The organism is Agrobacterium sp. a22-2 (assembly GCF_012276985.1).
GTDB lineage: Bacteria > Pseudomonadota > Alphaproteobacteria > Rhizobiales > Rhizobiaceae > Allorhizobium.
The window spans coordinates 37,307-52,229 of record NZ_JAAXMM010000004.1 but is presented as its reverse complement, the minus strand read 5'-3'; the positions used below and the strand labels follow the sequence as shown (position 1 = coordinate 52,229).

Below are 14,923 nucleotides of genomic sequence, written 5' to 3'. Positions count from 1 at the left end.
ATGAGAGGTGCAACCACGCCTATAACCGCCATGCACATCCCTCGTCATCAAACTGTAGCACTGGCGGGTTAAACGCCGTGAACTTCGAACGGGAAGGCTGAAACACCATGACCGATCTTGCTCCGGACGCTGGCTTTCGCAAGAACCACAAACTGAAGAGCGCCCTGCTCCAGCACAAGGCGCTTTCGAAAGACGGCTTTTCCGAGCGTCTGTTCGGCCTGTTGTTCTCCGGCCTTGTCTATCCGCAGATCTGGGAAGACCCCGATGTCGACATGGCGGCCATGGAGCTTGGCCCCGGCCACCGCGTCGTGACGATCGGCTCGGGCGGCTGCAACATGCTGGCCTATCTGTCCTGCGAGCCGGCCCATATCGACGTGGTCGACCTCAACCCCCACCACATTGCCTTGAACCGGCTGAAGCTGGCGGCCTTTCGCCACCTGCCCGATCACGGCGCCGTCGTGCGGCATCTCGGCGCCGACCGCGTGCGCACCAACAGCCGCTCCTTCGACCGCTACATCGCTCCCAATCTCGACAGCGCCACCCGTGACTACTGGAACAAGCGCGGCCTGACGGGCCGCCGCCGCATCGCCGCCTTCAACCGCAATTTCTACCGCACCGGCCTGCTCGGCCGTTTCATCGGCGCCGGCCATCTGATTGCCCGATTGCATGGCGTCAAGCTGCAGGACATCACCAAGGCGCGCTCGCTGCGCGAACAGCGCCAATTCTTCGAAGACCGCATCGCTCCGCTGTTCGAGCGGCCGGTCATCCGCTGGATGACAAGCCGCAAGAGCTCGCTGTTCGGCCTCGGCATCCCGCCCCAGCAATATGACGAACTGGCAAGCCTGTCGGAGGGCGGCACCATCGCTCCGGTGCTGCGCGGCCGGCTTGAAAAGCTCGCCTGCCATTTCCCCATTCGCGACAACTATTTCGCCTGGCAGGCCTTTGCCCGCCGCTATCCCCAGCCCCATGAAGGCACGCTGCCCACCTATCTGCGGCCGGAGCACTATGCGGCGATCCGCAAGCACACCGACAGCGTCGCCGTTCATCACGCCAGCGTCACCGAACTGCTCGCCACCAAGCCGTCGGCCAGCGTCGACCGCTATGTGCTGCTCGATGCGCAGGACTGGATGACCGACGGCCAGTTGAACGACCTCTGGACCGAGATCACCCGGACAGCCTCTGCATCGGCCCGCGTCATCTTCCGCACCGCCGCCGAAAAAAGTGTGCTCGACGGCCGGCTGTCGCCCGCCCTGCTCGACCAGTGGACCTACCTGCCGGAACGCTCCGAGGAGTTGAACCGCCTCGACCGCTCGGCCATCTATGGCGGCTTCCACATCTATGAGAAGCGCGCATGAGCGGCGCCGGGACGATTGTCGACCCCTCCAGCGCCGGCCATGCCCGGCGCATGGACCGTATGTACCGCTATCAGCGCCACATCTACGACCTGACGCGCAAATATTACCTGCTCGGACGAGACCGGGCGATTGTAAGGCTCGACGTACCGGAGGCGGGCACCGTTCTGGAGATCGGCTGCGGCACGGGTCGCAACCTGCTTCTGGCCCACAAGCTCTATCCGACAGCGAGACTTTATGGGCTGGATATCTCCGCCGAGATGCTGTCCTCGGCGCGCGCCAATTTCCGCGGCAAGGCCCAGCAGCCGGCGCTGAAAGTGGCCGATGCCACGGCGTTTGACGCAGCGGACTTCGGCCTTGGCGGTTTTGACCGCGTGCTGATCTCCTATGCCCTGTCGATGATCCCCGATTGGGAAAAGGCGATTGACGCCGGGCTTGCCGCACTTGTGCCGGGCGGCTCCCTGCACATTGTCGATTTCGGCCAGCAGGAAGGTCTGCCGCCGCGTTTCGGTCGCCTCTTGAAGGGATGGTTGGCCCGCTTCCATGTCATGCCGCGACAGGATCTGCATGCGGCGCTCAAATCCCGCTCGGACCAGGCCGGATTCCGCCTGGAATTCGAGAAAATCGGCCGCGGTTATGCCTGGCACGCCATAATTCGCACCTGAAGCCGATAAAGCAGTTGAAAATAACGAATTTTTTACGATGATAGCGGCAAAAGGGCCTAGCTCCTCTTTTGTCATTGCGTGTGTGCGCGCTGCATTAGGGGGTATCTTCAATCGCAACGAACGGATCAGCGATGCGGTGGCTTCTCCTGGCGCTTTTGCCCCTGTCCTTGATGATCAGCGGATGCACGTCTGTGAGCTACGATCTGATGGAAACGGCGTCGATCCCGCCGCGCTTTGGCGACAAGGATCCCCAGGATTTCGGTGACAAGACCCCAAACCGCCACGCCGTTCACGGCATCGACGTGTCGAAGTGGAACGGCGACGTCGATTGGGGCAAGGTCAAACAATCCGGTGTCTCCTTCGTCTTCATCAAGGCGACCGAAGGCAAGGACATGGTGGATCCGAAGTTCGAGGAATACTGGAAGCAGGCCGCCGCAGCCGGCATTGCCCATGCGCCCTACCATTTCTACTATTTCTGTTCGACGGCCGACGAGCAGGCCGACTGGTTCATTCGCAATGTGCCGAAGGCCTCCATGCATCTGCCACCGGTCATCGACGTCGAGTGGAACCATACGTCCAAGACCTGCAAGTACCAGCCGAGCGCCTTGACCGTGCGCAGCGAAATGCAGCGCTTCATGAACCGCATCGAGGCACATTACGGCAAGCGGCCGATCATCTACACGTCAGTCGATTTCCATCGCGACAATCTGGTCGGGCAGTTCCAGGACTATCATTTCTGGGTCCGCGCCGTGGCACAGCATCCCCAGGAGATCTATTCGGATCGGCGTTGGGCATTCTGGCAATATACCTCGACCGGCGTGGTGCCGGGCATCAAGGGCGACACGGATATCAACGTGTTCGCCGGCACGCAGAAGAACTGGAAGAACTGGGTCGCTGCCGTTTCCAAGCAGTAATCGCAGCTGACATCGATCGATCGAGACATCGGCCACACCTGTTCGACAACGACGCGCGGACAATAGATTGCTGCCGCCATGCAGTTGTTTGGTGAAACTCCTTGCTTCCGTCACAATGCTTTTGAAGAAGAACGCTATTCCGACAGAAACAAGGATGTTCGAATGCCCCGCGCCACCCGCCTGACCATCGCCGCTGCACTTGCAGCCTTTCTCTCCTCGACAGTCGCCGCCGGTGCGGCCGAATGCGGCGGCGATCTCGCAACCTTCCTCGCCGGCGTGAAGGCCGAGGCGGCCGCGGCCGGTGCCTCTCCTTCCGCCATCGACGCAGCCCTTGCCGGTGCACAGATCGACCAGAAGGTGCTGAGCCGCGACCGCGCCCAGGGCGTCTTCAAGCAGACCTTCCAGGAATTTTCCAAACGCACCGTCAGCCAGGCGCGGCTCGACATCGGTCGCCAGAAGATGCAGCAATATGCCGAGGTTTTCGGCCGGGCCGAGAGCGAATTTGGCGTGCCGGCCGGCGTCATCGCCGCCTTCTGGGCCATGGAGACCGATTTTGGCGCCGTGCAGGGCGATTTCAACACCCGCAACGCGCTCGTCACCCTGTCGCATGACTGCCGCCGCCCGGAACTCTTCCGCCCGCAGCTCATGGCGCTGATCACCATGGTCGAACATGGCGATGTCGATCCGGCGACCAACACCGGTGCATGGGCCGGCGAAATCGGCCAGGTGCAGATGCTGCCGAAGGACATCGTCGCCTTCGGTATCGATGGTGACGGCGATGGCCATGTCAACGTCAAGAAAAGCTCGCCCGACGCCATCCTGACGGCCGCCAAGTTCATCGAACATCTCGGCTTCAAGCGCGGCGAGCCGTGGATCCAGGAAATCACCGTTCCCGACAACCTGCCCTGGGAAAAGACCGGCTTCGACAGCGGCCTGACGGCTGCCGACTGGTTCGCGCTTGGCGTCAAGCCGCGCGACGGCAACACCCAGTTCGGCGCTTTGCATGCCTCGATCGTGCTGCCACAGGGCCGCAAGGGCCCGGCCTTCCTGACCTATCCGAACTTCGGCATCTATCTCGAATGGAACCAGTCGTTCATCTACACCACCTCGGCGGCCTATTTCGCCACCCGCCTGATGGGCGCCGAACCCTATATCAAGGGCAATCCGGAACAGGGGCTCTCCGACGATCAGATGAAGGCGCTGCAGACCAAGCTGCAGGGCCTCGGCTACGATGTCGGCAAGATTGACGGCATCCTCGGCGCCGGCACCCGCACCGCCATCCAGAAGGAACAGCAGCGGCTCGGCATTCCGGCCGATGGCTGGCCGACGCCTGCCCTTTTGAGCGCTCTCTGAGCCAATCTCATCTGCATATCTGCCGCGGCGGGATCATCTCTCGCCGCGGTCACGCCTGTCTGCCGCGCGGCGGTGATAGAGCGCCAGCCGAACTGCTCGGTAGCGCACGTTGAGCCAGTGCATGCCGCCCGCCAACGCTGCGCGACCACGACTCATTTCATGCAACTCGTGGGCATAGGCGACCGCCAGCGCATGGCGATAGTCCTGCAAGCCACCGCTGGCGATATTCTCCAGCCGGTGCATGACGCTGACCCAGAGCGGGGAAAACAGTAGCGACACCGCCGTCACGGCAATCGACAGGCGAAACAGCTCGCTGTTGATCGCCTGCGCCGAAAAGCCGGCCGCCAGCAGCACGAAGGAAAACTCTCCGACCTGCGCCATCGACAGACCGGCGATCAGCGCCGTCTGGGCGTCCGACCCCGTCCGACGCAACAGGAAGATGTTGAGCACGGTCTTGGCCGAAATCACCAGCAGCGACACTAGCAGCACGCGCCAGAGATTGGCCCAGATGAAATTCAGGTCGATCAAGAGGCCGATCGACAGGAAGAACACCACCAGCAACACGCTCTGGATCGGCTCGATGACCGGGATGACCCGGCTTCTGAGCGTCGAATTGCCGACCAGCAGCCCGGCCAGGAAGGCGCCATAGGCAGGCGACAACCCGGCGACGCCCGACAACGAGGCCGCGCTGAAGCACAGCCCCAGCGATCCCAGCGCGAGGATCTCGATCTTGTCCTCGACCCGCTCGGCAAACGGCACCCTGATCTTGCCATGGTGACCGAACCACCATAGCAACCCGCCGAGCAGCGACAGCGCAACGGCAACCTTGACGGCGATGTCGACATAATCCGCCTCCCCACTGCCCATGCCGGCGACGAAGATCAGCATCGGCACGACGGCAATGTCCTGGGCGATCAGCACGCCGACCGCCACCCGCCCGGCATTGGCCCGCAGCACGCCCATCTCCTCAAGCATTTTCATCGCCACCACGGTCGACGAAATGCCGATGACGAAACCGAGGATGATGGTCTCGGAGACGGAGGCGTGGATGACTTGGCCGATCGCCACGGCCAGCAGCATGGCCGCCAGCAATTGCCCGCCGGTGACCAGCAGCGCCTGCCGCAGGCTGAGCACGAAGGCCTTGACCGACAATTCCATGCCGATGAAGAACAACAGCACGACGACGCCCATTTCGGCGAGCAACGCGACATTGTCGGAATTGGAGATGAGCCCCGCCCCCGTCGGGCCGAGCGCCACCCCGGCCACGATGAAGCCGACCAGCGGCGGTTGCCGGAGCCAAAGAAACAGCAGGCCGAGCAGCGTCGCGACTGCCACCACGATGGCGATGCCGAGCATGGCGGTGCCATGGCCCGCGGCATGGGTTACGCTTTCCGTCACTGTTGCCTCCAGTGTCCCGCTCCTTTTTCAACGATTCTTTTGTCTGATGCATCATGCACGGCAGGTTTCGGGTGGCAAATCCGGCGGCCTGTTCCTAGTCTGCGGTTCGATCAAAGGAGAGTCCCATGCCGAATGCCACCGCCAACCAGTTGAATTCCAAAACATGGGCGCTGCTTATGCTGCTTGGCCTGCTGTGGGGCGGTTCGTTCTTTTTCGCCCGCATCGCGGTCGCCCATGTGCCGCCGTTCACCCTGGTCTTCCTGCGTCTGTCGCTGGCAGCGCTCGCCCTGCATCTTTATCTGCGCGGCCGGTTCGGCCTCTACGGCCTCTTGAAGACCCATTGGCGGTCCTTCCTGGTGCTGGGCCTGATCAACAATGCCGTTCCCCACACCCTGATCTTTCTCGGCCAGACGCAGATCGGCGCCGGTCTCGCCTCCATTCTCAACGCCACCACGCCGATCTGGACCGTGCTGATCGCCAATAGCCTGACGACGGACGAGAAGTTGAGCCCGGCCAAGATCGCCGGCTGCCTGCTCGGTCTGGCCGGAACGGTCCTGCTGATCGGCCCGAGCGTCCTCGACACCTCGTCGGTGCCGCTCTGGGCCGTGAGCCTGCCTCTGCTGGCCGCCATCAGTTACGGCTTCGCGGGAATTTTCGGAAAGCGTTTCAAAGGCATACCCGCACCCGTGACGGCAACGGGTCAACTGACGGCTTCCGCCATGATGATGCTGCCGGTGTCGCTGATCGTCGACCAGCCCTTCCACCTCGCCATGCCGCCGCTGTCAGCCGTGCTGGCGATCCTGGCACTGGCGCTGGCCTCGACTGCCTTCGGCTATATCCTGTTCTTCCGTATCATGGCACTGGCCGGCGCCACCAATACCTCGCTGGTAACGCTGCTTGTGCCGCCCAGCGCCATCCTGCTTGGCGCCCTGTTCCTTGGCGAACGGCTGCAACTGCTCGATTTCGGCGGCATGCTGCTGATCGGCGCCGGTCTTCTGGTGCTGGACGGGCGCGTGCTGCGCGCAAGACCGGCGGGAGCGTAAAAGAGGGCGTGGCACACAACCGCTCCGCATCAGCACAGTCAGGGGCCTGACCAGCCCCCCGGCGCGAAATTTGTTAACAGATAAGCCCGCATTTTAAATTCGTTCTTTCTCGAAATATTTCACTGCGTTAGGCGCCGTTATCGCAAGTTATCCACTGCCGGGCGCTGCGTTGCAGCACAGAATCTCCTTTTCAAACGACACAAAACAGACATATTATTTAACGGTCAACGCAAGGAGGCAGAGATGGGACTTACACATTCTCTCAACGTCCTGATCGTCGGTGCGGCGTTTGTATTCATTGCAACGATGCTCTTCATCTGAGACACAGTGCATGAATGAAAGCCGGGAGGCCGATAGAAAGTGGTCCGTCTCGGGCAAGAATGACACGACACTCTAATTAAAAAAACGGGCGCATGCAGGCATTGCATGCGCCCGTTCTCGTTAGTCTCTTTAGAGCGTTTCCTGACTGGATTGATCGATGCCCGTCAGGCAGCGGCTCCCGCCGAATTGTCTGCCGACGCTGCACGAACCAGTCCCAGCCGCGCCAGCGTCGCATTGACCAAAGGCGCCCGGTTCATCGTGTAGAGATGGAATTCATTGACGCCGCGCGTCGTCAGATCGTCGATCTGTTCGGCAGCCACGTCCGCGGCAACATTCGCCCGCTCTTCCGGCTTGTCGTCCAACCCGGCAAACCGCGGATCGAGCCGTGCCGGTACGGTCGCGCCGCACATGGACGCAAAACGCTTGAGTTGCGTCAGGTTCTGGATCGGCATGATGCCCGGCACGATCGGAATGGTGATTCCGGCCGCCCGCACGCGATTGAGATAACGCTCGAAAATATCGTTGTCGAAGAAGAACTGGGTCAGCGCCCGCGTCGCACCATTGTCGACCTTACGCTTCAGCATGTCGATATCGAGCACCTCATCCGGGCTTTCCGGATGTTTTTCCGGATAGGCGGACACAGAGATTTCGAAATCATCGATGTCGCGCAGCCCGCGCACCAGAGCAGCAGCATTCTCATAGCCGCCCGGATGCGGCTGGTAGGCCGTTCCCACGCCGCCCGAAGGATCGCCGCGCAGCGCCACGAAATGTTTCACACCGGCTGCCCGGAACTCCTCAACCACATGGGCCACGTCCGCCTTCGTGGCATCCACGCAGGTCAGGTGCGCCGCCGTCGGCAGCGTGGTCTCCGCAATCAGCCGCCGCACCGTTGAGAGGGTCGGCGCCCGCGTCGTGCCACCGGCCCCGTAGGTGACCGACACGAAGTCGGGTTGCCAGCCGGCGAGATCGCGAACGGTTGCCCAGAGTTGCCCTTCCATCTCCTCCGACTTCGGCGGAAAAAACTCGAAGGACAGCCGCAGATGCGGTGTCTGGGCCGGGTTCGCTAGGTCGAGTGCCATTCAATTTCCCCCCACAGAGACTGGTAGAATATCGGCATCGGCCGGCGCCAACGATGTGGCGCGTCCCTGCCGGGCCACCCAGATCGTTGCCGTCAAAGCCTGGGCGCCATTGCTGTTCGGTTTGAGATCGACCGCCTGCTCGACCCTGAGGCCCGCCTTGGCCAACCATTCCCCCATGGTCTGGTGGGAGAAGCCCAGGCGGACATGGGCGTGGTCATCACGTAGATATTCGAGCTGATGCGGCGCCAGGTCGATAATGACCAGACGGCCGCCGGGCCGCAGCATGCGCGACGCCTCCTGCAGGGCCAGTTCCGGCTGCAGCAGGAAATGCAGGACCTGATGAATGATCACCACGTCGAATTCCGCGCCATCGAGCGGCAGGTTGAGAATGTCGCCCTGGCGGACCGAAGCCTTCAGGACGCCTGCCTTGTCGAGATTGGCGCGGGCCACGGCCAGCATGTCGCGGCTGGCATCGATACCGACGGCACGACGATAAACCCCTTCCAGCAATTGCAGGATGCGCCCGGTGCCAGTGCCAAGGTCCAGCAGGGCTTCGACCGGCTCCGAGCCGATCAACCTCATCAAGGCGGCCTCGACATCGCGATCATCGACATGCAGGCGGCGCAATTCGTCCCATTCGGCAGCGTTCTGGCTGAAATAGTCCTGGGCGCGCTCGGCCCGCGCCTTCTTGACCGTGGTCAGCCTTTCGCCGTCGCGCAACAGCACCGGGTCGGCGGGTGAAGCGGACATCAGCAGCATCTGGACGAGGTTTGCCGCCCGTCCATCCTGCTTGAGGCGGAAATAGGCCCAGGCGCCCTCCTGATAACGGTCGATCAGATCAGCCTCGGTCAGAAGCTTCAGATGACGCGAAATGCGCGGTTGCGATTGACCGAGGATTTCGGTCAGATCCGAAACGGTGAGATCGCCGCCCGCCAGAAGCGCCAGCAGCCGCAACCGGGTCGGTTCCCCGGCGGCCTTCAGCAATTCAACAAGTTCATCCACACCAAAGCTCATGCGACACGCAACTTTCAATCCAATCAAGACATAAAGATATCTTTATGTGATTTGAATTCATTGCGCAAGCGTTTTTTGACCCGAGAGAACCCAGCACCATGCTTTCAAAGCGAAAGCGGCCGTCAGTGACGGCCGCCTGCAGTATCGATTGGATCAGAGCTTGATCGGTCAGAACTCTTCCCAGTTCTCGCCCTTGACCGCCGCATTGCCGTGGGTGGCATAGGCCTGACGAGACGAGGCTGCGGGCCGCGGTGCGGATCTGGCCGGGGCGGCTGGAGCGCGGGCGGCAGGCGCCGGCGTATAGCTGTCCTGACGGCTGCTGCGCTGGCGATCGTCTCCCGTGCGGAACTGGCCGAGCAACTCGGTCAGCTTGCCGCTTTCCTGCGCCAGACCGGCGCCCGCCGCATTCATCTCCTCGACCATGGCGGCATTCTGCTGCGTCGCCTGGTCCATGTGGTTGACGGCAGTATTGACTTCACCAAGCCCGACCGACTGTTCCTGCGCCGCCGTGGCGATCGCATCCATGTGGACATTGATCGACTGTACGAGACCGGCGATCGCCGTCAGCCCCTCGCCCGTATCGTTGACCAGCTTGACACCCTCGGAGACCGCCACTTCCGAATTGGAGATCAGCGACTTGATTTCCTTGGCGGCATTGGCCGAACGCTGTGCCAGTTCGCGCACTTCCTGGGCGACGACGGCAAAGCCCTTGCCGGCATCGCCGGCACGGGCTGCCTCGACCCCGGCATTGAGCGCCAGCAGGTTGGTCTGGAAGGCGATCTCATCGATCACGCCGATGATCTGGCCGATCTGGCGCGACGAGTGTTCGATGCGCTCCATGGCCGAGACCGCATTGTTGACGACGACGCCCGACTGCTCGGCCCGGCTTCGGGTATCGCGCACCAGATCGCGGGCCTCTCCGGTCCGCTTCGAGGTTGCCGTCACATTGGCGGTAATTTCCTCAAGGGCGGCGGCTGTCTCTTCAAGCGAAGCCGCCTGCTGCTCGGTGCGCTTGGCCAGATTGTCCGAGGCATGCGAGATTTCGCTGCTGCCGCCCGACACGACCGAAGCCGAGCCGCCGACCGCCAGAAGCGTGGCGCGCAACTGGCTGACGGAGGTGTTGAAGTCCTTTCGCAACTCCTCGAACTGTGGCGCGAACTCTTCGGAGATTTCGCAGAGCAGATCGCCGGCTGCAAGCTTCTGCAGGCCGCTTGCCAGGGCGCCGGTGGCCCGTGTCAGCCGCTCTTCGGCTTCGGCCTCGACCCGGCGCTGCGTCTCGATGCGATCCCGCTCGGCGATCTTGCGGTTTTCTTCGGTGCTGGCCTCCAACTCCCTGTTGCGGACCGCCGCCACCTGAAACACTTCGACAGATCGGGCCATCTCGCCCATTTCATCCCGGCGTTTCGCGCCGGGAACGACGACCGAAAGATCGCCATCAGCCAGAGCGCCCATGCAGCGCGTCAGCGCGCCGATCGGGCGGATGACCTTGCGGACGATGACGGTCATGCCGATGATGCCAAGCGCAAGCACGAACACGAAGAGCGCCAGGAACGCCAGAGCCTGGGTCAGCGCCGTCGATTTGGCGGTCGCGGCATTGGCATTCAGCGTATCCATGGCAAGCGATGCGATATCGGCAACCTTGCCGAGAGCCGCGGTGGTAGGCGCCCGCCACTGGTCGATCGTCATCGGTGACTTTTCGCCGGCGCTCAGCTTGGCGATGACATCGGCACGCATCGTGGCATAATCGCCCGTGAAGTAAGCCGCATCGGCCACCTTGAAGCCATCCTTGATGGCCTGGGGCGTCTCCGGGTGATCCACCAGCACACGCACGGCTTTCCAGGCATAGGCGACATTGGCGTCCGCGACGGCCAGCTTGGACTGGTTCTCCGGCGAGATCTGCTGGCCGGACGCAACGGCGCTGTTGAGGATCAGCGCACCGCCGCCGCCAAGGGCACGGGTCGACCAGGCATAGGCACGGATTTGAATCATCGGCATCATCGCCGCGTCGAGCGTGCGCATGCGGCCCTCGGCGGCCTCGGAGGCCTTCTCAAGATCGGCGAGGAACGTACCGCCCAAATCCATCGACGCTTTGGTGATGCCTGCATCGCGGGCCTCCAGTGGCTTTGCCAGTTCGGCATCGATCGTCTGGCGGTAGGCGGCGACCTTTTCATAGGTCGCCATGACCGTTGCGATCGGCGCCGACAGTTCGGCAGCTCCGATCCCCGCGGTGATCGCCTTTGCCTCATTCATGCCGGCATCGACGATCGCTCGGTTCTTCTGCACCGACTGAACGGAGCCGGTGGCATCGGCAATCGCAAGCGACAAGGCCGATGCGCTGTCACCGCGCTCGCTACGAAACGCCAGGAGCGCCTTGAACAACGCCTTGTCGAATCCGGTCAGCTCCGACACTTCGGCATAGACCTGGTAGTTTCGGTAGGAGGCCAGCATGGAATTTCCGACCAGCACACTCAGCATAAGACTGAGCAGGGCGAAAACACTGATGAGAACATTTCTGATGGAGAATGTCATGACAAGTCCCGATGTTTGCGAATATCGGTCTATTCAAAGCCAATTTGGATAAACTGCGGTTAACATTGTACCGTTTTGAACAACGTATCGCGGCGCAGCAAATCAATCTTGACCCGCCTCGGCATATACATGCCGAAATAGATGCACTTGGCAGGAATTCCTGCTTTCCAGCCAACGGATCTGCGATTTATAACAGGTCACAATTCAGGAGACTTCGCACCGCGTCGAAACCCGGAAAAAGCGCTCCGCTAATCCGGCAAAGCTCCGCGCTGGACTGCGCCCGGCCGAATCGTACGACATGAAAAGGGCCCCGGCAAAACCGGAGCCCTTGGGAAAAAGGTTCGATTCGACTGGCTCTTGGCCGGTCCGATCAGCGCGTCAGGCGCTTATAGGCCTGGCTGCCGGGGTTGAGCGCATCCGCACCCAGACGGCGGACCTTGTCCTGTTCGTAGTCTTCGAAATTGCCTTCGAACCATTCCACATGGCCATCGCCTTCGAAGGCCAGGATATGGGTGGCCAGGCGGTCGAGGAACATGCGGTCATGGCTGATGATGATGGCGCAGCCGGCGAAGTTTTCCAGCGCCGTTTCCAGCGCACCGAGCGTTTCGGTATCGAGGTCGTTGGTCGGTTCGTCGAGCAGCAGCACGTTGCCGCCGGCCTTCAGCATCTTGGCCAGGTGCACGCGGTTGCGCTGGCCACCGGAGAGATTGCCGACCTTCTGCTGCTGGTCGCCACCCTTGAAGTTGAAGGCGCCGCAATAGGCTCTGCTGTTCATGTCGAACTTGCCGAGCTTGATGATTTCAGCCCCGCCCGAGATTTCTTCCCAGACGGTCTTCGAGCCATCGAGCGCATCGCGGCTCTGGTCGACATAGCCCAGATGCACGGTGTCACCGATGCGGATCGACCCGGAGTCGGGCTTTTCCTGGCCGGTGATCATCTTGAACAGGGTGGTCTTACCGGCACCGTTCGGGCCGATGATGCCGACGATGCCGCCCGGCGGCAGCTTGATTGACAGGTCGTTGATCAGCGTGCGGCCTTCAAAGCCCTTGGTGATGTGTTCCATCTCGATGACCACCTGGCCGAGGCGCTCACTGACCGGAATGATGATCTGCGCGTCGCCGGGGCGCTGCTTCTCAGCGGCATCCACCAACTGTTCGTAGGACTTGATACGCGCCTTCGACTTGGCCTGACGGGCCTTCGGGCTGGAGGCGATCCATTCCTGTTCGCGGCTGATCGCCTTCTGGCGGCCGGCATCCTCGCGGGCTTCCTGCTGCATGCGCTTGGCCTTGGCGGTCAGGTAAGCCGAGTAGTTGCCTTCGTAGGGAATGCCGCGGCCGCGGTCGAGTTCGAGGATCCAGCCGGTGACATTGTCGAGGAAGTAGCGATCGTGGGTGATCATCATCACGGCGCCGGGATAGGCACGCAGGTGCTTTTCCAGCCAGGCGATGGTCTCGGCGTCGAGATGGTTGGTCGGTTCGTCGAGCAGCAGCAGGTCCGGCTGCGACAAAAGCAGGCGGCAGAGCGCGATGCGGCGGCGTTCACCACCCGACAACAGCGTGACGTCGGATTCCTTCGGCGGGCAGCGCAGCGCTTCCATCGCCATCTCGACCTGCTGCTCCAGGTCCCAGAGGTTCTGGCTGTCGATGATGTCCTGGAGCTTGGCGCCTTCGTCTGCGGTCTCGTCGGAATAGTTCATCATCAGTTCGTTGTAGCGCTCCAGCACCGCCGTCTTTTCGGCAACGCCTTCCATGACGTTCTCGAAGGCCGTCTTGGTCGGATCCAGATGCGGTTCCTGCTCCAGGTAGCCGACGGTCGCACCTTCGGCCAGCCAGGCTTCACCGGTGAATTCCTTGTCCTTGCCGGCAATGATGCGCAGCACGGTGGACTTGCCGGCGCCGTTCGGGCCGAGGATACCGATCTTGGCATCGGGATAGAACGACAGGTTGACGTTCTCGAGAATTTTCTTGGCGCCGTAGGACTTGTTCAGTCCCGACATGTGATAGATGAACTGACGTGCCATCGGTAAACTGCTCCGCAAGGGATGAGGGGATTTGCCCGCTATGTAGGCGAAACCCACGACCGGGGCAATCGCGGATGCCGCAATTCCTGCATTTATCCGCTATTGCCGACGGCCTGACGGCCGAACCCGCAAGGCAGAGCGTATGAGGAACACAAGGGAAACCTGTCGCGTTTATCCCGCACAGGCAGCCACTTGTCTTACAACTGGGGACATATTGGGCAGATCGGGTAGCAAATACGCCCTTGCCATTGCGTCATTGAAAAAAATCACATCTTCTAATTCAGATTGTTCTGGAGGATGGCATGTTTTCCGAAATTCGGCGGTTCTCGAGCCCAAGCGGGGCGCTGCTCGCCTATCGCAGTGCTTTACCGCTTGGTCCTCCTCGCGCCACTCTGCTGGTATGTCACGGCCTGATCGAGCATTCCGCCCGCTATGAGCGCTTCGCCGAGGCCATGGCCGGACGTGGCTGTCAGGTCTTTGCCCACGACCATCGTGGCCATGGCGAAACCCAGTCGGATGAGGCGCCGCTCGGGCGGTTTGCCCGGGAGGACGGGGTCGACAAGGTCATCGCGGATGTAAAGGCCATGCGTGACATGGTCGAGCAAGAAAACCCCGGCCTGCCGGTCATCCTGTTCGGCCATTCCATGGGCGGGCTGATCGCGCTCAACGCCGCCGTCACCCATCCCCAGGCCTTTCAGGCGCTGGCCATCTGGAATTCCAATTTCAATCCGGGACTGGCCGGCCATGCGGCACGCCTCCTGCTGGCCGTCGAGCGCATGCTGAAAGGCTCCGATGTGCCGAGCCGCATCATGCCGAAGGCGACCTTCGACGCCTGGGGCAAATCGATTGCGGACCGCCGTACCGAATTCGACTGGTTGTCGCGCGATCCGGAACAGGTCGACAAATATGCGCGCGATCCGCTATGCCGCTTCGATGCCAGCGTGTCCATGTGGATCGATGTGTTGGACCTGACATTCCGCGCGCCCACCTCTGCCATGCTGGCACGTCTGCCGAAGCATTTGCCGATCCATCTGGTCGGCGGCGGCCAGGACCCCGCCACCTGCGGCGGCCGCGAGATCCGCTGGCTCTCCGACCGTCTGAAGCGCCACGGCCTTCGCAATGTCACAACGCGGATCTATGAGGAGATGCGCCACGAGACCCTGAACGAAATCGGCTGGGAACAGGCCGTCGACGACTTCTCGGCCTGGTGCGAAAAAAGCCTGTTTGCCGCCTGA

11 protein-coding genes are annotated in these 14,923 nt (G+C 61.9%); 6 read left to right on the top strand and 5 right to left on the bottom strand.

Annotated features, from left to right (window positions below; all coding sequences use genetic code 11):
• The first annotated feature begins 107 nt into the window (after positions 1–107).
• From HFC70_RS07410 to HFC70_RS07395, 4 genes are all read left to right on the top strand, one after another.
• Entirely contained in the window at positions 108–1,355 is a 1,248-nt protein-coding gene (locus HFC70_RS07410) for a DUF3419 family protein (RefSeq protein WP_168472598.1), read from the top strand.
• Positions 1,352–2,017, top strand: a complete 666-nt coding sequence (locus HFC70_RS07405) for a class I SAM-dependent methyltransferase (protein ID WP_168472597.1) — start codon at positions 1,352–1,354, stop codon at positions 2,015–2,017. Before HFC70_RS07410 ends, HFC70_RS07405 begins: the two co-directional genes overlap by 4 nt.
• A gap of 131 nt (positions 2,018–2,148) precedes the next feature.
• On the top strand, positions 2,149–2,931 hold the full coding sequence (locus HFC70_RS07400; protein WP_168472596.1) for a GH25 family lysozyme: 783 nt from the start codon (positions 2,149–2,151) through the stop codon (positions 2,929–2,931).
• A gap of 162 nt (positions 2,932–3,093) precedes the next feature.
• Positions 3,094–4,284 (top strand): lytic murein transglycosylase, encoded by a 1,191-nt coding sequence (locus tag HFC70_RS07395; protein WP_168472595.1) that lies wholly within the window; start codon positions 3,094–3,096, stop codon positions 4,282–4,284.
• Positions 4,285–4,317: 33 nt separating this feature from the next.
• Here HFC70_RS07395 and HFC70_RS07390 read toward each other — a convergent pair whose 3' ends face one another.
• The gene (locus HFC70_RS07390; RefSeq protein ID WP_368669569.1) at positions 4,318–5,682 is read right to left on the bottom strand and encodes a cation:proton antiporter; all 1,365 of its coding nucleotides are present in this window, start codon (positions 5,680–5,682) and stop codon (positions 4,318–4,320) included.
• Positions 5,683–5,807: 125 nt separating this feature from the next.
• Between HFC70_RS07390 and HFC70_RS07385 the strand changes: the two genes are divergently transcribed.
• The gene (locus tag HFC70_RS07385; protein ID WP_168472594.1) at positions 5,808–6,725 is read left to right on the top strand and encodes a DMT family transporter; all 918 of its coding nucleotides are present in this window, start codon (positions 5,808–5,810) and stop codon (positions 6,723–6,725) included.
• Between the two features lie 485 nt (positions 6,726–7,210).
• Here the strand turns inward: HFC70_RS07385 and metF are convergent, their stop codons facing one another.
• The 4 genes from metF to ettA all read right to left on the bottom strand — a co-directional run bounded on the left by metF (position 7,211) and on the right by ettA (position 13,688).
• A complete protein-coding gene (gene metF, locus HFC70_RS07380; RefSeq protein ID WP_168472593.1) occupies positions 7,211–8,125 on the bottom strand; it encodes a methylenetetrahydrofolate reductase [NAD(P)H] in 915 nt (304 codons plus the stop codon).
• Positions 8,126–9,139, bottom strand: coding sequence for a metalloregulator ArsR/SmtB family transcription factor (locus HFC70_RS07375; protein ID WP_168472592.1), 1,014 nt, complete (start codon positions 9,137–9,139; stop codon positions 8,126–8,128).
• Between the two features lie 168 nt (positions 9,140–9,307).
• A complete protein-coding gene (locus tag HFC70_RS07370) occupies positions 9,308–11,668 on the bottom strand; it encodes a methyl-accepting chemotaxis protein (RefSeq protein WP_168472591.1) in 2,361 nt (786 codons plus the stop codon).
• A gap of 370 nt (positions 11,669–12,038) precedes the next feature.
• Entirely contained in the window at positions 12,039–13,688 is a 1,650-nt protein-coding gene (gene ettA / locus HFC70_RS07365) for an energy-dependent translational throttle protein EttA (protein WP_168472590.1), read from the bottom strand.
• Positions 13,689–13,990: 302 nt separating this feature from the next.
• On the opposite strand from ettA, the gene HFC70_RS07360 reads away from it, so the two are divergent.
• Complete coding sequence (locus tag HFC70_RS07360; RefSeq protein ID WP_168472589.1) at positions 13,991–14,923, top strand: alpha/beta hydrolase; 933 nt, start codon at positions 13,991–13,993, stop codon at positions 14,921–14,923.